This is a genomic window from Micromonospora sp. AKA38 (assembly GCF_027925725.1).
In the GTDB taxonomy this organism is placed as follows: Bacteria; Actinomycetota; Actinomycetes; order Mycobacteriales; family Micromonosporaceae; genus Micromonospora.
Window position 1 is genome coordinate 1 of record NZ_BNEI01000009.1, and the last position, 20,069, is coordinate 20,069.

The following is a 20,069-nucleotide window of genomic DNA, read 5'->3' on the forward strand; positions in this document are numbered from 1 at the left end:
ACCCCCGCCGAGAAGTCCAGACCGCGCCGCCGGGCCGCGCCCGAACCCACCGAGGCGCCGAGGATCGCCTCCGAGTTGGTCCGGGTCAGCTCGCCCAGCCGGGGTGAGAGCGCCGGCAGCGCGCCGGTCGCCTTCATCTCGTGCAGCAGCCGCTGGGTGCCGAGCGCGCCGGCCGCGAAGACCACCTGGTCGGCGTGGATCACCGCGCGGCGCTTGCGCAGCCAGGCTCCGGTGCGCGCGGTGTGCACCACGTAGCCCGCCGGCCGGGTCGGGGCGTACCGCGGTCACGTGGTCAGCGGGTGGACCTGCACGCCGAGCCGCTCGGCCATGCCAGAGGTAGTTCTTGACAAGCGTGTTCTTCGCGCCGTGCCGGCAGCCGGTCATGCACGACCCGCAGTGGCTGCACCCGGTGCGGTCCGGCCCCACCCACCGAAGTACGGGTCGGGCACCCGCTGGCCCGGGCGGCCGATGTGCACGCCGACCGGCGTCGGGTGGAACGTGTGCGCCACGCCCATCCGCTCGGCCACCGCCCGCATGGCCCGGTCCGCGCCGGTGTCGATCGGGTACGTGGTCACGCCGAGCATCCGCTTCGCCTGGTCGTAGTGGCGGGCCAACTCGTCGCGCCAGTCGGTGATGTCCCGCCACTGCGGGTCGGCGTAGAACGCGTCCAGCGGCTCGTAGAGCGTGTTCGCGTAGACGAGTGAGCCGCCGCCCACCCCGGCGCCGGAGAGCACCAGCACGCCGCCGCCGGCCTTCCGGTCGGCGGAGCGGAGCAGCGTGATCCGTTGCAGCCCGAAGCAGCCGAGTCGCGGCGCCCACAGGAACCGTCGCGCCTGCCAGGACGTACGCGGGAACTCCTCGTCGGCGAAGCGGCGGCCGGCCTCCAGGACGCCCACCGAGTAGCCCTTCTCGGCCAGCCGCAGCGCGGTGACGCTGCCGCCGAAACCCGAACCGATGACGACCACGTCGTAGCGCATGCACGCATCATTACCGACGGGTAGCTATGGCGCCAGCACGCGTTTTTCGCAGATCATGCAGAGCGCTTCCGGCCGCCGGTGCAACCGTCGGCGCCCCCGGACGCGTCGAACACACGGGGAGAGGAAACAACCGTGACGAGACGACGCCTGCTGGGCCTGGCCGCCCTGGTGGCGGCACTGCTGGTCGCCGGCGGGGCGGTGGCGGCCACCCGACTGACCGGGCACCACACGCCGACCCCTGCCGCCGCGCCGGCCACCTCACCGCCCGACGCGCCCACGCCGGCGCCGACCACCGGCAGTCCGACCCCGCCGCCCGGCGCCGACCTGACCGGCCCGCTCAACCTGATGCTCGTCGGCGTGGACACCCGGGTCAGCATCCCCGGCTGGGAGCCGCACGCCGACGCCGTGCTGGTGCTGCACGTGCCCGCCGGACTGGACCGGGCGTACCTGTTCTCACTCCCCCGCGACCTGGTCGTCGACATCCCCGCCTACCCGAAGGCCCGCTACCCGGGCGGGAGGACCAAGCTCACCCACGCGATGAGCTACGGCAGCCGGGTGCCCGGCGACAAGGCCCACCCCAGCACCGCCCAGGGGTACGACCTGCTGCGGGCCACGGTCGCCCGCTACACCGGGCTGCGCATCGACGCCGGCGCGGTGATCACGTTCGGCGGCTTCGACAAGCTGGTGGACACACTCGGGGGCGTCGACCTCTACGTCGACCAGAAGGTCGCCTCCCGGCACCGCCGGCCGGACGGGACGATGCGCCCGCTGGGCGGCGGCGGGTACACCGGGCCGCAGATGGTCTACCAGAAGGGCCAGCGGCACCTGGTCGGCTGGCAGGCGCTCGACTACGCGCGGCAGCGCTACACCGCCGGCGGCGACTACACCCGGCAGCGGCACCAGCAGCAACTGCTCCGCGCGCTCGCCGGCAAGCTCCTCGACCAGGGCACGGCCCGCGACCCGCAGCGGGTCGAGCAGGTCGTCGCCGCGCTCGGCAAAACCCTGGTGTACGTCGGCGGCGGCCGGAAGCTGGTCGACTTCGCGTACGCGCTGGGCGGGATGCCGACGGACCGGATCACGCTGGTCGGGCTCCCCGGCACCGGGGTGGGCAGCGGCGGCGCGTACCGCGGCGAGCAGCTCCAGCCGCTGGGCCGCGACTTCCTCACCGCGTTGCGCGGCGGCAAGGCCGACGCGTTCCTGGCCGCCCACCCGTCGCTGCGCGTCCGGACCTGACGCGCCTCACCTGGATTTCGGCAGCGGCGGGCGCTCGGTGCCGAACAGCCACGCGTCGAAGACCTTGTCGAGCTGCTTCCCGGCCACCCGCTCCGCCAGCGCCACGAAGTCGGCGGTGGTGGCGTTGCCGTTCTTCCGCTCGGCCGCCCAGGTCCGCAGGATGCTGAAGAACTTGGTGTCGCCCACCGCGATCCGCAGCGCGTGCACGGTCATCGCACCGCGGTCGTAGACCGAGCCGCCGAACAGGTTCTCCACCCCCGGCCGGCCCGGCGGCGTCCGCCACACCTGGGCGGAGGCGCCCGCGTACTTCTGCTCGAACGTGCGCTGCACGGTCGAGGACCCGCTGTGCTCGGCCCAGAGCCACTCGGCGTACGTGGCCAGCCCCTCGTTGAGCCAGATGTCCTGCCAGCGCTGGATGGAGACGCTGTCGCCGTACCACTGGTGGGCCAGTTCGTGCGCCACGACCTCGGTGTTGTCGCCCTGCCGGAAGAAGCCGGCCGAGTAGACCGGCCGGCTCTGCGTCTCCAGCGCGTACCGGATCCGGGAGTCGGCGACCACCACACCCCCGTACGCGTCGAACGGGTACGGCCCGAACAGGCTCTCCAGGTAGTCGGCGACCTCGACGGTACGGGCGATCGAGCGGTCCGGCGCGCCCTCGGGCAACTGCGTGGTGACCGCGCTGAAGACCGGCCGGCCCTTGTGCTCGGCGGTGGTGACCCGGAACTTCCCGATCGCCACGGTGGTCAGGTAACTGGCCATCGGCGAGGTCTCCGACCAGCGCCAGGTGGTCCAGTCGCCGGCCGTCGACCTCCCCTTCGGCACGCCGTTGCCGACCGCCGTCAGCCCCTTCGGCACGGTGATGTCGACGTCGTAGGTGGCCTTGTCCGACGGGTGGTCGTTGACCGGGAACCAGGTGCTCGCCGACTCCGGCTGGCCGAGCGCGATCGCCCCGTCGGCGGTGTGCAGCCAACCGCCCTCGCCGAGCGCCTCGGTACGCAGCGGCGTCGGCTTGCCGTCGTACCGGATCTCGGTGACGAAGCCGTTGCCGGTGGTGAGCCCGGTGGCCGGCGTGACGACCAGTTCGTCGTCGGTGCGGGCGTGCCGGGCGGCGGCGCCGTCCACGGTGACCGAGCGGACGGTCAGCCCGGCCAGGTCCAGGTTGAACGCGGACAGGTCGGCGGTCGCGGTGGCCCGCACCGTGGTGGTGCCGGTGAGCTTGTCCGTCTCCGGGTCGTAGCGCACCTTGATGGTGTAGTTCGCGACGTCGTAGCCGCCGTTGCCGTAGCTCGGGAAGTAGCTGTCGCCGACGCCGGGCGCGCCGGGCGCGAAGCTCCGGGCGGCCGTGGGACCGGGCGCGGTCGTCGCGGCGCCCCGGTCGGGTTCGGCCGGTCCGCAGCCGGCCAGCAGCAGCGTCCCGCAGGCCAGCAGCCCGAGCCCTCGTCGTCCGCGGCGCCGCGTCATCGTCCCGATCCCTTTCGAATGCCTGCTCAGCGGTCCAGGACCAGGCCGACCTTCTGGAACTCCTTGAGGTCGCGGTAGCCGCACTTGGCCATCGCGCGGCGCAGGCCGCCGAAGAGGTTGAGCTGCCCGTCCGGCTCGTCGGCCGGGCCGAACAGCAGCCGCTCCATCGAGCCGATCGGCTCGCCGGCCACCTCGAACGCGCCCCGGGGCAGCGACGGGTGACTGGCCGCGGAGTGCCACCAGGCGCCGCCGGCCGGGGCCTCCTCGCAGAGCGAGAGCGGCTCGCCGAGCATCACCGCGTCCGCGCCGCAGCCGAGCGCCTTGGCGATGTCGCCGGAGGTCTGCATGTCGCCGTCGGCGATCAGGTGGACGTACCGGCCACCGGTCTCGTCCAGGTAGTCACGGCGGGCCGCGGCGGCGTCGGCGATCGCGGTGGCCATCGGCACCCGGATGCCGAGCACCGACTCGGTGGTCGACCAGTCGTCGCCGCCGATGCCCACGATCACGCCGGCCGCGCCGGTACGCATCAGGTGCAGCGCGGTCTTGTAGTCGGTGCAGCCACCGACGATGACCGGCAGGTCGAGGTCGGCGATGAACTCCTTGAGGTTCAGCGGCTCGTCGGTGGTGGAGACGTGCTCGGCGGAGACCAGGGTGCCCTGGATGACCAGGATGTCCACGCCGGCGTCCAGGATCACCGGGGCCAGCGCCAGGGTGTGCTGCGGCGAGACCCGGACGGCCACCGTGCCGCCGCCCTCGCGCAGCTCGCGGACCCGCTCGGCGATCAGGTCGGGGCGGATCGGCTCGGCGTAGACCTCCTGGAGCCGCTTGGTGGCCCGGGCGTCCTCGCCGAGGCCGGCCAGCTCCTCCAGGATCTTGGCCGGGTTCTCGTAGCGGGTCCAGAGGCCCTCGACGTTGAGCACACCGAGGCCGCCCAGCTCGCCGAGGCGCACCGCGGAGGCCGGGCTCATGGTCGCGTCCGAGGGGTGCGCGACACAGGGGATGCCGAACGGGTAGGCGTCGAGCTGCCACGCGGTGGAGACGTCGTCGACGTCCCGGGTGCGGCGGCTCGGCACGATGGCGATGTCGTCCAGGTGGTAACCGCGCTGCGCGGTCTTGCCCAGCCCGATCTCGACCACGTCACGCATGGGGACTCCAGGTGTGTTCGGGGGTGGAGGGAGAGGTCAGCGGGAGTGGTAGTTGGGTGCCTCGACGGTCATCTGGATGTCGTGCGGGTGGCTCTCCTTCAGCCCCGCCGCGGTGATCCGGATGAGCTGGCCACGTCGGTGCAGCTCCGGGATGCTCTCGGCGCCCACGTAGCCCATGGCGGCGCGCAGGCCGCCGGTGAGCTGGTGGGCGACCTGGGCGAGCGGGCCGCGGTAGGGCACCTGGCCCTCGACGCCCTCGGGGACCAGCTTGTCCTCGGCCATCACGTCCTGCTGGAAGTAGCGGTCCTTGGAGTACGACTTGCCCTGACCGCGCGACTGCATCGCGCCGAGCGAGCCCATCCCCCGGTACGCCTTGTACTGCTTGCCGTTGATGAAGATCAGCTCACCGGGGCTCTCCTCGCAGCCGGCCAGCAGGCTGCCGAGCATCACCGTGTCGGCGCCGGCCACCAGCGCCTTGGCGATGTCGCCGGAATACTGGATGCCGCCGTCGCCGATCACCGGCACGCCGGCCGGCCGGGCGGCCCGGGCCGCCTCCATGATCGCGGTGACCTGCGGCACGCCCACCCCGGCCACGATCCGGGTGGTGCAGATGGCGCCGGGCCCCACGCCCACCTTGACGCCGTCGGCGCCGGCCTCGACGAGCGCCTTCGCGCCCGCGTACGTGGCGATGTTGCCGCCCACGATGTCGATGGTCACGTCCCGCTTGAGCCGGGCGACCATCTCCAGCACGGCCCGCTGGTGGCCGTGCGCGGTGTCCACGATGACCACGTCGACGCCGGCGTCGACGAGCGCGCGGGCCCGCTTGTAGCCGTCCTCGCCCACGCCGACCGCGGCGGCGACCCGGAGGCGGCCCGCCTCGTCCTTGGTGGCGTTCGGGTACTGCTCGCTCTTGGTGAAGTCCTTGACCGTGATCAGGCCGCGCAGCGCGCCGGTGCCGTCCACGATCGGCAGCTTCTCCACCTTGTGGCGGCGCAGCAGGTCGAGCGCGTCGTCCTTGCTCACGCCGACCGGCGCGGTGATCAGCGGGGTGCGGGTCATGATGTCGCGGACCGGCGTGGCCGGGTCGGAGACGAAGCGCATGTCGCGGTTGGTCACGATGCCGACGAGCTGGCCCTGCCCGTCGACCACCGGCACGGTCGGTGGGTGATCGACGTGACGCACCTGGTGCCGCCGGGCGACGTCCGCCGGGCGCTGCGGTGCTAGCGCAGACGGTGCCGTACCTGCCGGTCGGGGTGCACGTCGGGGTGGTCGATCCGGGGGTCGGGACCGAGCGGCGCGGCATCGCGCTGGCCGCGCCCGGCGGGTTGCTGGTCGGGCCGGACAACGGGCTGCTCCTGCCCGCGGCGGAGGCGCTCGGCGGGGTGACCGCCGCGGTGGAGCTGACCAACCCGGCGTGGCTCGCGCCCACCGTGTCCCGCACCTTCCACGGGCGGGACGTGTTCGCGCCGGTGGCCGCCCGGCTGGCGCTCGGCGCGCCGCCGGCCGGGGCCGGGCCGGCCGTCGACCCGGCCACCCTGGTCCGGCTGCCGGAGCCGGTCGTCCGGGCGGAGGCCGCCGGGTTCGACGCCGAGGTGCTCACCGTCGACCACTTCGGCAACGTCCAACTCGCCGCGCCGGGCCCGCTGCTCGACGGCCTGCCGTCCCGGGTGCTGGTGAACGGGCGCGAGGCCGTGCACGGCCGCACGTTCGGCGACGCCGCTCCCGGCAGCCTGGTCGCCTACGTCGACTCGGCCGGCCTGGTGGCCGTGGCCGTGCACACCGGCCGCGCCGCCGACCTCCTCACCCTCTCCCCCGGCGACATGGTCACCGTCACCACCCCCTGACCCCGCGATCTTGCAGTTCATGCCCCGACAAATGACCCGAAAGCCGCGCCGGACGGGCCGCAAGTGCAAGATCGCCGGGGAGGGAGGCGGGGAGAGACGCGGGGAGGGAGGGAGGGAGGGTCAGCAGCGGGGGACGGGGCCGCCGGAGATTGCGGACAGGTAGGCGTGGCTGACGTAGGTGCCGCCGACCAGGCGGTACCACCGCGTCGTGGTGCGGTAGGTGCCGGCGATGCGCTCGCCGGTCAGGTAGCACTGCACCGGCACCTGCGCGTGGGTGGCGGCGAGGCCCCGGCTCGCGTACGAGGTGCCCGCCCCGGTGCGCAGGGTCAGCGGCCCGGAGCCGACCACCGCCCGCGCCCCGCCCCCGGTCCAGAGCAGTGTCACGTTCACCCACGCGTTGTCGGTGAGCCGCAACCCGTCCCAGAACGTGCCGTCGGCCAGGTCCAGCCCGGCCGGGTTGCGCACGACCCGCCCGAACTGGTCCCGCCCGCCGTGGTAGCCGTCCTCGTAGGCGGCCTGCGCCTCGGGCCGGCCCTGCGGCAGGTCGCGCCAGTTCTCCCGGACGGTCGGCGGGTTCCACCAGTCGTCCCGGGTGTTCCACGGGCCGACGTCCCAGACCGGCGCGTACTCGCACCGGCTGCCGTTTGTGGTGCAGACCTTGACCGTGTAGTCGCCGGTGCCCCGGGGGGAGAGGCCGCGCCGGGTGGGCAGCGCCGCGAAGTGGTCCCGCGCGCCGACGACGTGCCCGTTGGCGGTGACGCCGCCGACCAGGCCGATCCGGGTCGCGTACACCCGGTAGGTGCGCCCGGCGGTGGGCTGGGTCGCGGCGGCGGCGGCCTGGTCGGCGGCGAGCGTCAGGTCGGTCACGGTGGCCTCGGCGGCGGTGCCCGGCGCGGTCAGCACGACGCGCGCCTGGACCCGGGTGACCGGCTGGTCGAAGAGGGCCTCGGTGGCGTCGCGCCACTCGGTCCAGCCGCCGGCCCGCCAGCCGCGTACCTCGGCCGTCGCGGTGCCGCCGTCGCCGGTGCGGGCGGCGAGCCGGGCGCGTACCCGGGTGGCGGGCCGGTCCAGCGCGCGCGGCGCGGCGAGCAGGATGCCCTCGGCGAGCGGGCCGGACGCGGCGGCGGGGCGGGTGCGGGCGGTGGGGCGGGGGTCGGCCAGCCGCAGGCGGCCGGCGCGCCAGGTGACGTTGACGTCGTCGCCACCGGCGACGGCGAGGTCGGCGGACCAGCGTTCGGGGCCGGGGGCGCGGGCCGGCGCGGCGGACGCGGCGGCGGGCAGGCCGGCGATGGCGGTGAGCAGGGCGGTCAGGGCGATGACGGTACGACGGGCTCGGGCCATGGGATTCTCCTCAGAACCCCCTGATCCTGTCCGCTATCAACACAAAAAAGAATATCGGTGCAGATAGCGAAACATGTGAATTCCGTTCGGTAGGCGACAATGACGGGGTGCCCGAAGGTGACACCGTCTGGAACACCGCCCGCGTCCTGCACCGCGCGTTGGCCGGGGCCCGTCTCACCGGGTCGGACTTCCGCGTGCCGCAGCTCGCCACCACCGACCTGACCGGCTGGACCGTGCGCGAGTCGGCCAGCCGCGGCAAGCACCTGCTGCTGCGCCTCGCCGGTCCGGCCGGCGAGGACCGGACGCTGCACTCGCACCTGCGGATGGACGGCGCGTGGCGGGCGTACGCCCCGGGCGAGCGGTGGTCGGCCCGACCGGCGCACCTGATCCGGGTGGTGCTCCGCTCCGCCGGCGCGGTCGCGGTCGGCTACCACCTGCACGAACTGGCGCTGATCCCGACCGCCGAGGAGGAGTCGCTCGTCGGTCACCTCGGTCCGGACCTGCTCGGTCCGGACTGGGACCCGGCCGAGGCGGTCCGCCGGCTGGCCGCGCACCCGGAGCAGAGCATCGGCGAGGCGCTGCTCGACCAGCGCAACCTGGCCGGGGTGGGCAACCTCTACAAGTGCGAGGTGCTGTTCCTGCGCGGGGTGTCGCCGTGGACGCCGGTGCGCGACGTGCCCGACCTGGCCGGCACCGTCGCGCTGGCCCAGCGGCTGCTGGCGGCGAACCGGGGCCGCTGGACGCAGAGCACCACCGGGGTGCTGCGCCGGGGCGGGACCAGTTACGTCTACGGTCGCCGGGCCCAGCCGTGCCGGCGTTGCGGGACGGCGATCCGCAAGGAGGAGCTGGGCGAGCGGGTCACCTACTGGTGCCCGGTCTGCCAGCCGGAGCGGACGTGACATGCAACTTCCACGAACCGCATAAGATCACCCGAGATACGGACGATTGGGTACTTCCCTCCCGCCCGTCCGGCGTCGCATGCTGCGGTGGACCGCACCGATCGTCAGCAGCGCGTACGCCCGCCACGCCGGGGTGACGGCCGGGCGCGCCCCGATCCCGGGGAGAGCCATGGTGCTGTTCCGCAGACTCCGGCCGGACCGGCCGGACCGGGCCGCCACGGTCGCCGAGGAGACCGCGCCCACCGTCCCGACCGCCCGCGCCGCCGACGAGACGCCCGCCGGACCGGCCGAACGCACCGGCCCGGCCCCTCTGGACCCGGGCGGGGTGCCGCGGCTGTTCGGTCCGGTGCCGAACACCGCCGGCAGCCCGCTGCCCACGCTCGACCCGGACGGCCGCCCGGTCCCCGGCACCGGCCTGCGCAAGTTCGTCGACCCGCTGCCGCTGCCGGGCCGGGCGCCCACCGCCGGGCTCGGCGCCCGACTGCCGGTCGCGGTGCCGGACACCATCACCTGGCCGGGCTGCGACTACTACGAGATCGGCCTCCAGGAGTACGCGCAGCGCCTGCACCGGGACCTGCCGGCCACCCGGCTCCGCGGCTACCGCCAGCTCAACCTGGGCACTGACGCGTCCGGCCACAACACGGTGAGCCCGCCCGACCGGCCCTGGCACCTCGGGCCGATGATCGAGGCCCGGCGCGGCCGGCCGGTCCGGATCAAGTTCATCAACCAGCTCCCCACCGGCCGGGCCGGCGAACTGTTCCTACCGGTCGACGAGACGGTCGACGGGGCTGGGACCGGGCCGCTGGACGGTCCCGCGCCGTACCCGCAGAACCGGGCCGTGCCGCACCTGGCCGGCGCGCGGACCGCCTGGATCAGCGCCGGCAACCCGTGGCAGTGGGTGACCCCGGCCGGCGAGATCACCCCGTACCCGGTCGGGGTGGGGGTGACGCCGGTGCCGGACATGCCGGCGCCCGGCGCGGGCGCCACCACGCTCTACTTCCCGAACGACCAGAGCGGCCGGCTGATGTGGCTGCACGACAACACGCTCGGCCTGTCCCGGCTCACCGTCTACGCCGGGCAGCTCGCGCTCTACCTGCTCACCGACCCGGCCGAGGACCGCCTCGTCGCCGACGGCGTGCTCCCCGCCGACCAGCTCCCGCTGGTGATCGAGGACAAGACGTTCGTCCCCGACGACGCGCAGCTCGCCGCGCAGGACCCGACCTGGGACCGGGACCGCTGGGGCGCCAAGGGCAGCCTCTGGCACCCACACGTCTACCAGCCCCGGCAGAACCCGTACCGGATCAGCGGCACGAACCCGACCGGGCGGTGGGACTACGGGCCGTGGGCGCACGACCCGGACGGCGGGACCAGCCCCTGGGTCGCCCCGGTGCCCAACCCGCACCACGACCCGGTCACCGAACCCGACGAGCCACCGCTGGTGCCGGGCGTGCCGCACCCGTCGGCGGTCCCCGCGGCGTACGGGGACACGCCGCTGGTCAACGGCGTCGCGTACCCGTACCTGGAGGTCGAGCCGCGGGCGTACCGGTTCCGGATCCTGAACGCCTGCGCGGACCGGGCGCTCAACCTCCAGCTCTACCGGGCCGCCTCGGACGGGCCGATGTGGACGCCGGACGGCGACGCGGCCGACCCGCGCGCCGGCGAGGTGCCGATGGTCGAGGCGGTACGCGTGCCGGGGCGGGCGGCGTACTGGCCGGTGGACGGGCGCGACGGCGGCGTGCCCGACCCGGCCGCCGCCGGGCCGGAGCTGATCCAGATCGGCAACGAGGGCGGCCTGCTGCCGGCGCCGGTGGTGCTGGCGAACCAGCCGGTCGGCTACCGCTACGACCGGCAGGACCCGACCGTGCTCAACGTGGACGGGCACACGCTGCTGCTCGCGCCCGGCGAACGCGCCGACGTGGTGGTGGACTTCTCCACCGTGCCGCCGGGCCGCACGCTGATCCTCTACAACGACTGCCCGGCCCCGCTGCCCCGCTTCGATCCGCGCTACGACCACCACACCGGCGCCGCCGACCGCACCGGCGCGGGCGGCCTGCCGCCGGCCCACCCCGGCTACGGCCCGAACACGCGCACGCTGCTCCAGATCCGGGTGGTCGGCAGCCCGGCGCCCCGCTACGACATGCGGCGACTGGCCGCCCGGCTGCCCGCCGCGTACGCGCAGAGCCAGCCGCCGCCGATCGTGCCGCAACCGGCGTACGACCCGGCGTTCGGCACCCGCACCGCCGGCCCGACGCTGGTCCCGGCGCGTGCCACCTCGGTCACGTTCACCCCGGCCGGCGGGTCCGGCCCGGTCACGCTGCCGCTGGCGGTGAAGTCGGTCGGGCAGGTGTTCGAGCCCCGGCACGGCCGGGCGGTGGGGCGACTCGGGGTCGGCCACCCGCTCGCCGGCCCGCTCGCGCCGGCCGTGCTGCCGCTCGGCCCGGCCGACCCGGTCACCGAGGAGCTGTTCGTGACCGACCCGACCGTGCCGGTGGGCGCGCCGGCGGACGGCACCCAGCTCTGGCGGATCGTCGGCGACACGGACCGGACCCATCCGGTGCACGTGGAGGGCGTCGACGTGCAGGTGGTCAACCGGGTCGGCTGGGACGGCACGCTCCGCCCACCGGAACAGGGCGAGCTGGGCTGGAAGGACACCGTCCGGGTAAACCCCCGGGAGGACGTGGTGGTGGCGTTGCGCCCGGTCGCGCCCAGCCTGCCGTTCACGGTCGGCGACAGCGTACGGCTGCTCGATCCGAGCCGCCCGGCCGGCGCGCGGCTGGACGCCGGCCCGGTCAGCCCGGTCGACGGCCGGCCCGCGACGGTGGTCAACCAGGTGGTCAACCTGGGCTGGGAGTACCGCTGGCAGACGCGCTCGGCGGGGCTGCGCGACCAGGGCATGAGCCGGCCGCTGGTGCTGCGGGTGTCGCCCCGGGCGCCCACCGGCCTGACCGCCACGCCGGTGCCCGGTTCGGCCACCGCGCTGCCGGCCATCGCGCTGGCCTGGACCGGCAACGGCAGCCGGCCGCCGGCCACCAGCCATCGGCTGCAACGCGCCACCGACAGCGCCTTCACGACCGGCCGCACCGAGATCACCGTGGCCGCCACCGCGACCCGGTACACGGACGCGACGGTCACCCCCGGCGTCACCTACCACTACCGGATCCGCGCCGAGAACGCGGTGAGCTGCTCGGCCTGGTCGAACGACGCGCCGGCGGCGGTGCGGCTGACCGCGCCGTCCCGGCTGACCGCGGCGGTGCCGCCGGCCGCCCCGCTGCGGGTGGCGTTGCGCTGGGCGAACCACTCCTTCGCCACCGGGGTGGACGTGCAGCGGGCCACCAACCCCACGTTCACCAGCGGGCCGGGCACCACGGCGATCACCGTCGGCGAGGCCCACCTGGACCCGGTCGTCGCACCGGACACCACGTACTACTACCGGGTACGCACCACGTACCTCGGCGCGGCGTCCCCCTGGTCGACGGTGGCCACGGTGACCACGCCGCCCCGGCCGGCCGCGCCCACCCGGGTCTCCGCCACCGCCGGCGCGCCGGCCCCGGACACCACCACGGTGACGCTGAGCTGGTCGGCGTCGACGCCGGTCGGGCCGGGCGCCGGCTTCCTCGTCGAACGCGCCACCGACGCCGGCTTCACCCGGGACCCCACCACGTTCCGCGTCACCGGCCGCGGCTTCACCAACACCGCCCTGCCGCCCGGCGTCACCTACTACTACCGGGTCCGCGCGACGAACATCGTCGGCACCTCCCCGTGGACCCCCCCGATCCAGATCACCACCCCCGAGTGACCCGCTCGACACCCCTCCTGTCGATCATGAGGTTGACGGCCGGATCGGAGATCGACATCGCCGCCAACCTCATGATCACCCGGGGGCGGGCGGGGCTGTCAGGGGGTGGTTCTGAGGGGGGTGCGGAGTTCGGCGAGGGCAGAGGCGACGCCGTGCAGCAGGTCGGTGGCCTCGGTGAGGCGTGCGGCGGCCGGGTGGTGGGTGTCGGGGCGGGCGTCCTCGGCGACGTAGCCGGCGGCGGCCACCACCAGCCGCTCGTAGGCGGCCACCCCCTCCTCGAGTTGGGCGACGAGCGTGGCGTGCACCTCGGCGAGCGGCCCCCGCGGGGCCAGTTTCAGCGCGCGCTCCACGCCGGCCACCCGTCCGGCCAGCTCACGCAGGGAATGGTCCGCCTCGGCGGCCTCCCGGACCGCCGGCTCGGCCAGCCCGGTCAACCGGCCGGCCAGCCCGCCGAGGGTGAGCGCGGCGCGGTCCAGGCGGGCCCACGGCTCGGCCGCGGAGGTGCCGCGCAGCGCGAGGCGCGACCGGACGCGGCGTACCTCGGCGAGGACGCCGGGGCCGACGGGCAGCCGCTCGACGGCGGCGACCAGCCGGGCCCGGGAGCGGGCGGCGGCCTCGGCCGGGTCGAGCGCCGGCGGGGCCGGCACGGCGGCGAGCGCCCGGTGGTCGATCCAGCGCCAGGCGGCCACCGCGATCGCGCTGCCCGCGGCACCGGCCCAGGCCGCGTCCGGCAGCCCCAGGCCGGCGTACGGGGTGAGCACCGCGGCGGCACCGCCCAGCCCACCGGCCAGCACGCTCCACCGCCGCGCCGAACGACGCAGCTTGGCCAGCCGCCGGAAGTGTCGCGTCCGCTCGTCCGCCATCGCTCTCCCTCGTCCGTCAGCCGGTGGTGCTCTCCCCGGCGCCGCGGTCCCGGCTCATGCTGGCCCGGATCTCGTCCAGCCGGGCGGCGGCGGCCGGGTCGGTCGGCTGCCCCACGGCGGGCCGCTGCTGCTGGCCGCCGAGCTGCTCGCCGGCCATGCTCGACCGGATCTGTTCCAGTCTGGAGGACCCGGCCGAGTCGAGCGTCGCCTTCTGGATCTCCAGCATCCGGCCCTCGACCGAGTTGCCGGCCAGCTCGGCCCGGCCCATGGCGGTGGCGTAGCGGCGCTCGATGCGGTCCCGCACCTCGTCCAGGGACGGGGTGCTGGCCGGCGCGGTGAGCGACGACATCGACTCCAGCGAGCGGGCCACGCTCTCCTGCATCTTGGCCTGCTCGAGCTGGCTGAGCAGCTTGGTGCGCTCGGCGAGCTTCTGCTGGAGGATCATCGAGTTGTTCTCGACCGCCTTGCGGGCCTGCGCGGCCGCGCCGAGCGCCTGGTCGTGCAGCGTCTTGAGGTCCTCCAGCGCCTGCTCACCGGAGACGAGCTGGGTGGCGAGCAACTGGGCGGACTGCTCGTAGCGGCCGGCCTCGGTCTCGTCGCCCCGGCCCCGGGCCTGGTCGGCCAGCGCGAGCGCCTGCCGCGCGTTGCCCTGGAGCTGCTCCACCTCGGTCATCTGCCGGGAGAGCTTCATCTCCAGCTGGCGCTGGTTGCCGATCACCGCCGCGGCCTGCTGGACCAGCGCCTGGTGCTGCCGCTGCGCCTCCTCGACCGCCTGCTGGATCTGCACCTTCGGATCGGCGTGCTCGTCGATCTTCGCGCCGAAGAGCGCCATCAGGTACTTCCAACCCTTGACGAACGGGTTCGCCATCTCCGCCTCGTCCCCTCAGTAGTGTCGCGCCTACATCGTCCCAGTCGGACACCACTCCGGCACCCGTACGACCCTGATCAACAGTACGACGCACGCGCCACCGGCGACCATCGCGCGGACCGGTCGGTCAGGCGGCGCAGACCACGTCCCGCTCGGCGGGGCGCACGCGGGTGCTGCGCAGCGTCGCCTTGAGCGGCGAATCCTGCCGGACCTGGACGGCCACCGCGCCGTCGGTGGTGACCTGCCGGACACCCCGGTTGGTGGCCTTGCGCACGGCGGACGGGGCCACCGGCGTCGGCTCGTCGGTCACCGGCACCAGCACGCCGGGCATCTGCTCGGCCAACGCGACCGTGTCGCTCACCTCGCGCAGCAGCTCGGACAGGCGGGCGCCGAGCGCGTCGCAGATCGCGGCGAGCAGCTCGCTGAGGGCTCCTTCTGGCCGCGTTCGATCTCGGAGAGGTAACCGAGGCTGACGTTGGCCGCGGACGAGACCTCGCGGAGGGTGCGGTGCTGCCCCTGCCGGCGCGCCCGCAGTGCGTCACCGATCACCCGGCGTAGCAGGACCATCGCACCTCCCCTGACGGGACACCTGTCCGGCCGGTCCGCGCCGCGCCGGGGACGGCGGGCCGCCCCGGCGCCGGCGTCGCCCGCCGGAGCCTTCCCGCAACCGTACCCGTTGACCGCCACGACGACATCCCACCCCGCCTCTCCAATCCTGTGCGGAACGCCGTGCCGGCGACCCCGCGGCCGGGCGCGTCGGCGGTCGGACGGCTCACCGCCGGCCGACGCCCGCCGGGTCGGCGACCCCGGCGTCGTCGGCGCCCGGGATGCGCTCGGCGAGCAGGCGCAGCGCCTCGATCACCGCGGCCGAGCGGATGTGGTCCCGGCCGCCGTCGAGGTCGAGCCGGCGCACGTCGCTGCCGGTGGGGCCGGCGACCGCCACGTAGACCAGGCCGACCGGCTTGTCGTCCTGCGGCTCCGGCCCGGCCACGCCGGTGGTGGCCAGTCCCCAGTCCGCGCCGCAGCGCCGCCGCCCGCCCTCGGCGAGCGCGACGGCCACGTCCGGGTCGACCGGCCCGCGCGCCGCCAGCAGGTCCTCCGGCACAGCGGCCAGCACCGCCTTCAGTTCGGTGGCGTAGACCACCAGCCCGCCCCGGTAGATCGCGCTGACGCCGGCGATCTCCACGATGGCGGCGGCGAGCAGCCCGCCGGTGAGCGACTCGACCGTGGCCAGCGTCTGGCCGCACTCGTGCAGGCGGTGCACCGCGGAGGCCGCCGGACTGCCGGCGGGCCGCTGGTGTCTCGCGTCGGTGTCTCCCATGACCGCCCCTTCTTCCCGCGCCGCGCCGGCTTACCCGCCGGCTGCCCGGATCAACGCGTGGGACGTCGCAGCCGCAGCGCCTGGGCGACGTAGTCGAAGCCGGTGGCGACCGTGACCGCCACGGCGGCGCCCATGATCCAGGGGCCGACCGGGGCCAGCGCCGCCGGCATCGGCCAGAGGTACCAGGTGATGGCCAGGATCTGCAACGCGGTCTTGATCTTGCCGCCCCGGCTGGCCGCGATCACCCCGTGCCGGATCACCCAGAAGCGCAACGCGGTGATGCCCAGCTCCCGGACCAGGATCACCACGGTCACCCACCAGGGCAGCCGGTCGTCGACGGAGAGCAGCACCAACGCGGCGCCGGTGAGCGCCTTGTCGGCGATCGGGTCGGCGACCTTGCCCAGCGAGGTGACCAGCTCGAACCGCCTGGCGATCCAGCCGTCGACCAGGTCCGTCGCCGAGGCCACCACGAAGATCAGGCAGGCCGCGATCCGCCAGCCGGCGTGACTCATCCCGGACGCGACGACGGTGACCGCGAAGACCGGCACCAGCACCAGCCGCGCCGCGGTCAGCAGGTTGGCCGCGTTGAGCAGCGGCACGGGAGCGGACACCGTCGACTCCGCCCCGGTCATGTCCGGCATCGCCCCACGTGGCTTCCCCGCTCCGTCCGGGCCCGCCGTCACCGTGCCGCGCCGGGCGCCGCCGAGATCATCTCATCCGGTACGGCGATCAGGTCGACCCCCTCGGTCGCGGTCACCCGGGCCCGGACCAGGTCACCCGGGCGCAGCGCGACCAGGTCCACCCCGCCGCCGTCCGGCGCGACGAGCGTGGTCGACCCGTCGACCTCGGGCGCCTGGTGGGCGGCCCGGCCCTCGACCACGCCGTCGGCGACCGAGTCGACAAGCACCTCCACCGTCGAGCCGAGCCGCTCCTCGGCCCGCTGCGAGCACAGTTCGTCGGCGAGCGCGCTGAGCTTGTCGTAGCGCCGCTTGACCGTGGCGGCGGAGACCTTGCCGGGCAGCCCGGCGGCCTCGGTGCCGTCCTCGTCGCTGTAGTCGAACATGCCGATCGCGTCCAGCCGCGCCTCGGTCAGGAACCGGACCAGCTCGGCCACGTCCTGCTTCGTCTCGCCCGGGAAGCCGACGATGAAGTTGCTCCGCGCGCCCGCCTCCGGCGCCAGCGCACGGGCGGAGGCGAGCAGCTCCAGGAACCGGTCGGTGGAGCCGAACCGGCGCATCCGGCGCAGCACCGGCTCGCTGGAGTGCTGGAACGACAGGTCGAAGTACGCGGCCACGCCCGGCGTGGTGGCGATCACCTCGACCAGGCCGGGCCGGGTCTCGGCCGGCTGGAGGTAACTCGCCCGCACCCGCACGATCCCGTCGATGGCGGCGAGCTGCGGCAGCAGCTTCTCCAGCGCCCGCGGGTCGCCCAGGTCCTTGCCGTAGGAGGTGGAGTTCTCGCTGACCAGCACCAGCTCCCGCACGCCGGTCTTGGCCAGCCACTCCGCCTCGGCGAGCAGCTCGTCCGGGGTACGCGAGACGAACGCCCCACGGAACGCCGGAATGGCGCAGAACGCGCACCGCCGGTCGCAGCCACTGGCCAGCTTCAGCGAGGCCACCGGGCCGGTGTCGAGCCGGTGCCGCAGCACCTGCCGCAGGTGCGCCGGGGTGTGCGCGTCGGTCTCCGGCGCGACCCGGGTCGGCGTGCCGTGGCCGGGCAGCGAGACCGCCGCCTCGCGGCGCTTCACCGGCGTCAGCGGCAGCAACTCGCGCCGGTCGCGCGGGGTGTGCGCGGAGATCGCCTCGCCGGCCACCACCGCGTCGAGCCGGGCGGCGATGTCCGGGTAGTCGTCGAAGCTGAGCACCGCCTGCGCCTCGGGGAGACTGTCGGCCAGCTCACGGCCGTACCGCTCGGCCATGCAGCCGGCGGCGACCACCTTGGCGCCGGTGTCGGCGGCGGCCAGCAGCGTCTGGATCGAGTCCTGCTTCGCCTTCTCCACGAAGCCGCAGGTGTTCACCACCACCACGTCGGCGCCCTCGCCGTCGGTGGTCACCTGCCAGCCGTCGGCGTGCAGCCGGGCGGCCAACTCCTCCGAGTCGACCTCGTTGCGCGCGCACCCCAGCGTCAGCAGCGCAACCCGCCGCCCAGACAAAGAATCAGACACCATCCGAGGGTACAGGTGCAAGGAAGGGCCCCTTCTTGACGCCTGCGGTAGAGAAGGGTTCCCGTCTCACCGCGCCGGGCGCGCGGGCGCGAGGGTGCGGGCCAGACGGTCCAGCAGGAAGACCTCGGTGCCGGCCAGGCCGGTGGAGCAGAAGACCGAGATCTGCTCCGCGCGGGTCCGGCCGGGGACCGCGCCGGCCAGCACCGCGCCCAGGTCACCCAGCCGCCCGGCGTACGGCTCGACGGCGGCGAGCATCGGCGGGGCGTACGCGGCGGCCTGCCCCGGCGAGTCGGTGACCAGCAGGTCGGCGGCGTCGAGCAGGTCGGTGCCGAACTCGTGCCGGTCGACCTGCTTGAAGCCGACGGTGTTGACGTGCGTGCCGGGGGCCAGGTCGGCGGCGGCCAGCACCGGGGTGGTGCTTGTGGTGGCGAGCACCACGAGATCGCGGTCACGTACCGCCGCGGCGGCGGAGCCGACGGCCCGGGCCGGCACGCCCAGCTCGGCCCGGACCCGGGCGGCGAACGCCTCCCGCCGGGCGGCCGAGCGGCTGTGCACGGTCACCTCGCGCAGCGGCCGGACCGCCGCGACGGCCCAGACCTGGGTCCACGCCTGGCGTCCGGAACCCACCACGCCGAGCGTGGCGGCGTCCGGTCGGGCCAGCGCGTCCACCGCCACGCCGCCCAGTCCCCCGGTGCGCCGCGAGCCCAGCTCGTCGCCGACCGCGATGGCCCGGACCGCGCCGGTACGCGCGTCGTGCAGCACGACGAGCTGCCCGCTCTCCGGGTGCCCGAACGTGTCGTACGAGCGGAAGCCGTACCACTCGCCGGTCAGGTGGCCGGCGGTGAGGACCATCCGGCCGCCACCGAGCGACGCGGACGCCCGGGGCGGGGCGATCAGCCGCCCGGCGTACGAGGCCAGCAACGCGTCCCGCATGGCGGCGACGGTGAGCGGGGCGTCCACGACCGCCGCCACGTCCTCGTCGGAGAAGAGCACCGTCATGGACCCATCGTGCAACCTGAAGTTGACGTCAACTCCAGTGATGGTGGGCTTCGTCACCACGCCGCCCGACCCGACCCGCCGGTGCTAGCGTCGGCCGTGGCGGTCCCCGGGCCGCCCCGGACGAGTGGTGGGCGTACCCGGTCAGGCACGACGCCCCGCGTGAACCGACCGCCGCCCGGCCGACCGCCGGGCCCGCCCGTCAGAGGTGATCCGTCATGGCCTGGATCGTGCTGGTGCTCTCCGGACTGCTGGAGACCGCGTGGGCGATCGCCCTGGACCGCAGCGCCGGCTTCACCCGCCCCGTCCCCTCCGCCGTCTTCGCCGTCACGCTCGTCGGCAGCATGGCCGGCCTGGCGTACGCGCTGCGCGACATCCCGGTCGGCACCGGCTACGCGGTGTGGGTCGGCATCGGTGCGGTGGGCACCGCGCTGGTCGGCATGGTCGCGCTCGGCGAGCCGGCCAACCTGCCCCGGATCGCCTGCCTGCTGCTGGTGGTCGCGGGCGTGGTCGGCCTCAAGGTGTTCCACTGACCGATGCGTCATCCGGTTTGGACAGCCGCCGCGCCGGGGTAGGTGATCCCCAGCTCATCGAGAAGATCACTCACGGAGGACCCCATGGCCGACGTCCACGCCACCGCCCGTCCGCGCAGCAACGCCGCCCGGATCTGCACCATCATCGCGTTCGTCTTCGCGGCGCTCGCGCTCTTCCTGTCCCCGCTGATCTTCGGGTCCTCGGCGTCATCCTCGGCATCGTGGGCGCCGTGCTCGGCGACAAGCCCCTCGGCTGGTACGCCGCCGCCGCGAGCGTCGCCGGCGCCGTCCTCGCTTCATCATCGCCGCCGCGCTCCTGAACGCCTGATCGCACCACCCGCACGACGAGGGCCCGCCGTTCTCCGGCGGGCCCTCGTCGTGACCGGGTCTACTCCTCGCCGCCCCGCAGGCCGACCAGGACCTCCTCCAGCTCGTCCGGCTTGACCAGCACGTCGCGCGCCTTGGAGCCCTCGGACGGGCCGACCACGCCCCGGGTCTCCATCAGGTCCATCAGCCGGCCCGCCTTGGCGAAGCCGACCCGCAGCTTGCGCTGGAGCATCGAGGTCGAGCCGAACTGCGAGGTGACCACCAGCTCCACGGCCTGCACCAGCAGGTCCAGGTCGTCGCC

Annotated in this window: 14 protein-coding genes and 4 pseudogenes; 5 read left to right on the top strand and 13 right to left on the bottom strand. The window is 74.7% G+C overall.

What is annotated here, in order from left to right:
- Nucleotides 1–977 (bottom strand): annotated as a pseudogene (locus TPA0908_RS30420) (FAD-dependent oxidoreductase); the annotation flags it as partial.
- 132 nt (nt 978–1,109) lie between these two features.
- On the opposite strand from TPA0908_RS30420, the gene TPA0908_RS30425 reads away from it, so the two are divergent.
- The gene (locus tag TPA0908_RS30425) at nt 1,110–2,210 is read left to right on the top strand and encodes an LCP family protein (protein WP_281937997.1); all 1,101 of its coding nucleotides are present in this window, start codon (nt 1,110–1,112) and stop codon (nt 2,208–2,210) included.
- 6 nt (nt 2,211–2,216) lie between these two features.
- Here TPA0908_RS30425 and TPA0908_RS30430 read toward each other — a convergent pair whose 3' ends face one another.
- The 3 genes and pseudogenes from TPA0908_RS30430 to guaB form a co-directional block, all read right to left on the bottom strand.
- Entirely contained in the window at nt 2,217–3,671 is a 1,455-nt protein-coding gene (locus TPA0908_RS30430) for a M1 family metallopeptidase (RefSeq protein ID WP_281937999.1), read from the bottom strand.
- A 26-nt stretch (nt 3,672–3,697) separates the two neighbouring features.
- The gene (locus tag TPA0908_RS30435) at nt 3,698–4,816 is read right to left on the bottom strand and encodes a GuaB3 family IMP dehydrogenase-related protein (protein ID WP_281938001.1); all 1,119 of its coding nucleotides are present in this window, start codon (nt 4,814–4,816) and stop codon (nt 3,698–3,700) included.
- 36 nt (nt 4,817–4,852) lie between these two features.
- Nucleotides 4,853–5,971, bottom strand: a pseudogene (gene guaB, locus TPA0908_RS30440) (IMP dehydrogenase); the annotation flags it as partial.
- A 9-nt stretch (nt 5,972–5,980) separates the two neighbouring features.
- On the opposite strand from guaB, the pseudogene TPA0908_RS30445 reads away from it, so the two are divergent.
- Nucleotides 5,981–6,660 (top strand): annotated as a pseudogene (locus TPA0908_RS30445) (SAM hydrolase/SAM-dependent halogenase family protein); the annotation flags it as partial.
- A gap of 120 nt (nt 6,661–6,780) precedes the next feature.
- Here TPA0908_RS30445 and TPA0908_RS30450 read toward each other — a convergent pair.
- A complete protein-coding gene (locus tag TPA0908_RS30450; protein ID WP_281935478.1) occupies nt 6,781–8,001 on the bottom strand; it encodes a hypothetical protein in 1,221 nt (406 codons plus the stop codon).
- A gap of 107 nt (nt 8,002–8,108) precedes the next feature.
- On the opposite strand from TPA0908_RS30450, the gene TPA0908_RS30455 reads away from it, so the two are divergent.
- The gene (locus tag TPA0908_RS30455; RefSeq protein WP_281935479.1) at nt 8,109–8,900 is read left to right on the top strand and encodes a DNA-formamidopyrimidine glycosylase family protein; all 792 of its coding nucleotides are present in this window, start codon (nt 8,109–8,111) and stop codon (nt 8,898–8,900) included.
- Between the two features lie 79 nt (nt 8,901–8,979).
- Complete coding sequence (locus TPA0908_RS30460) at nt 8,980–12,696, top strand: fibronectin type III domain-containing protein (RefSeq protein WP_281935480.1); 3,717 nt, start codon at nt 8,980–8,982, stop codon at nt 12,694–12,696.
- A 98-nt stretch (nt 12,697–12,794) separates the two neighbouring features.
- On the opposite strand, the gene pspM is transcribed toward TPA0908_RS30460, so the two are convergent.
- From pspM to TPA0908_RS30495, 7 genes and pseudogenes are all read right to left on the bottom strand, one after another.
- Entirely contained in the window at nt 12,795–13,559 is a 765-nt protein-coding gene (gene pspM, locus TPA0908_RS30465; RefSeq protein ID WP_281935481.1) for a phage shock envelope stress response protein PspM, read from the bottom strand.
- A 16-nt stretch (nt 13,560–13,575) separates the two neighbouring features.
- Nucleotides 13,576–14,427 carry a PspA/IM30 family protein gene (locus tag TPA0908_RS30470; RefSeq protein ID WP_281935482.1) on the bottom strand — a complete coding sequence of 284 codons (852 nt, stop codon included), beginning with the start codon at nt 14,425–14,427 and terminating at the stop codon, nt 13,576–13,578.
- Between the two features lie 127 nt (nt 14,428–14,554).
- A pseudogene (locus tag TPA0908_RS30475) lies at nt 14,555–14,994 on the bottom strand (helix-turn-helix domain-containing protein).
- Nucleotides 14,995–15,199: 205 nt separating this feature from the next.
- A complete protein-coding gene (locus tag TPA0908_RS30480; RefSeq protein WP_281935485.1) occupies nt 15,200–15,748 on the bottom strand; it encodes a CinA family protein in 549 nt (182 codons plus the stop codon).
- A 50-nt stretch (nt 15,749–15,798) separates the two neighbouring features.
- Nucleotides 15,799–16,380, bottom strand: a complete 582-nt coding sequence (gene pgsA / locus TPA0908_RS30485; RefSeq protein WP_281943840.1) for a CDP-diacylglycerol--glycerol-3-phosphate 3-phosphatidyltransferase — start codon at nt 16,378–16,380, stop codon at nt 15,799–15,801.
- 47 nt (nt 16,381–16,427) lie between these two features.
- Entirely contained in the window at nt 16,428–17,915 is a 1,488-nt protein-coding gene (rimO, locus tag TPA0908_RS30490) for a 30S ribosomal protein S12 methylthiotransferase RimO (RefSeq protein ID WP_281935487.1), read from the bottom strand.
- Between the two features lie 63 nt (nt 17,916–17,978).
- Nucleotides 17,979–18,911: an ornithine cyclodeaminase family protein gene (locus TPA0908_RS30495; RefSeq protein WP_281935489.1), complete on the bottom strand. Its 933-nt coding sequence runs from the start codon at nt 18,909–18,911 to the stop codon at nt 17,979–17,981.
- Between the two features lie 215 nt (nt 18,912–19,126).
- Here TPA0908_RS30495 and TPA0908_RS30500 point away from each other — a divergent pair, with 215 nt between their 5' ends.
- A complete protein-coding gene (locus TPA0908_RS30500) occupies nt 19,127–19,441 on the top strand; it encodes a DMT family transporter (protein WP_107156050.1) in 315 nt (104 codons plus the stop codon).
- A gap of 388 nt (nt 19,442–19,829) precedes the next feature.
- Here TPA0908_RS30500 and TPA0908_RS30510 read toward each other — a convergent pair.
- A partial coding sequence (locus TPA0908_RS30510) for a DNA translocase FtsK (protein WP_281943839.1) occupies nt 19,830–20,069 on the bottom strand: 240 nt, incomplete at its 5' end.

Coding starts and splice junctions, on each gene's coding strand:
- TPA0908_RS30500 (WP_107156050.1), top strand. CDS start 19,127: ATGGCCTGGATCGTGCTGGTGCTCTCCGGACTGCTGGAGACCGCGTGG.
- TPA0908_RS30430 (WP_281937999.1), bottom strand. CDS start 3,671: ATGACGCGGCGCCGCGGACGACGAGGGCTCGGGCTGCTGGCCTGCGGG.
- TPA0908_RS30435 (WP_281938001.1), bottom strand. CDS start 4,816: ATGCGTGACGTGGTCGAGATCGGGCTGGGCAAGACCGCGCAGCGCGGT.
- pspM (WP_281935481.1), bottom strand. CDS start 13,559: ATGGCGGACGAGCGGACGCGACACTTCCGGCGGCTGGCCAAGCTGCGT.
- TPA0908_RS30480 (WP_281935485.1), bottom strand. CDS start 15,748: ATGGGAGACACCGACGCGAGACACCAGCGGCCCGCCGGCAGTCCGGCG.
- TPA0908_RS30495 (WP_281935489.1), bottom strand. CDS start 18,911: ATGACGGTGCTCTTCTCCGACGAGGACGTGGCGGCGGTCGTGGACGCC.
- TPA0908_RS30460 (WP_281935480.1), top strand. CDS start 8,980: ATGCTGCGGTGGACCGCACCGATCGTCAGCAGCGCGTACGCCCGCCAC.
- rimO (WP_281935487.1), bottom strand. CDS start 17,915: ATGGTGTCTGATTCTTTGTCTGGGCGGCGGGTTGCGCTGCTGACGCTG.
- pgsA (WP_281943840.1), bottom strand. CDS start 16,380: ATGACCGGGGCGGAGTCGACGGTGTCCGCTCCCGTGCCGCTGCTCAAC.
- TPA0908_RS30470 (WP_281935482.1), bottom strand. CDS start 14,427: ATGGCGAACCCGTTCGTCAAGGGTTGGAAGTACCTGATGGCGCTCTTC.
- TPA0908_RS30450 (WP_281935478.1), bottom strand. CDS start 8,001: ATGGCCCGAGCCCGTCGTACCGTCATCGCCCTGACCGCCCTGCTCACC.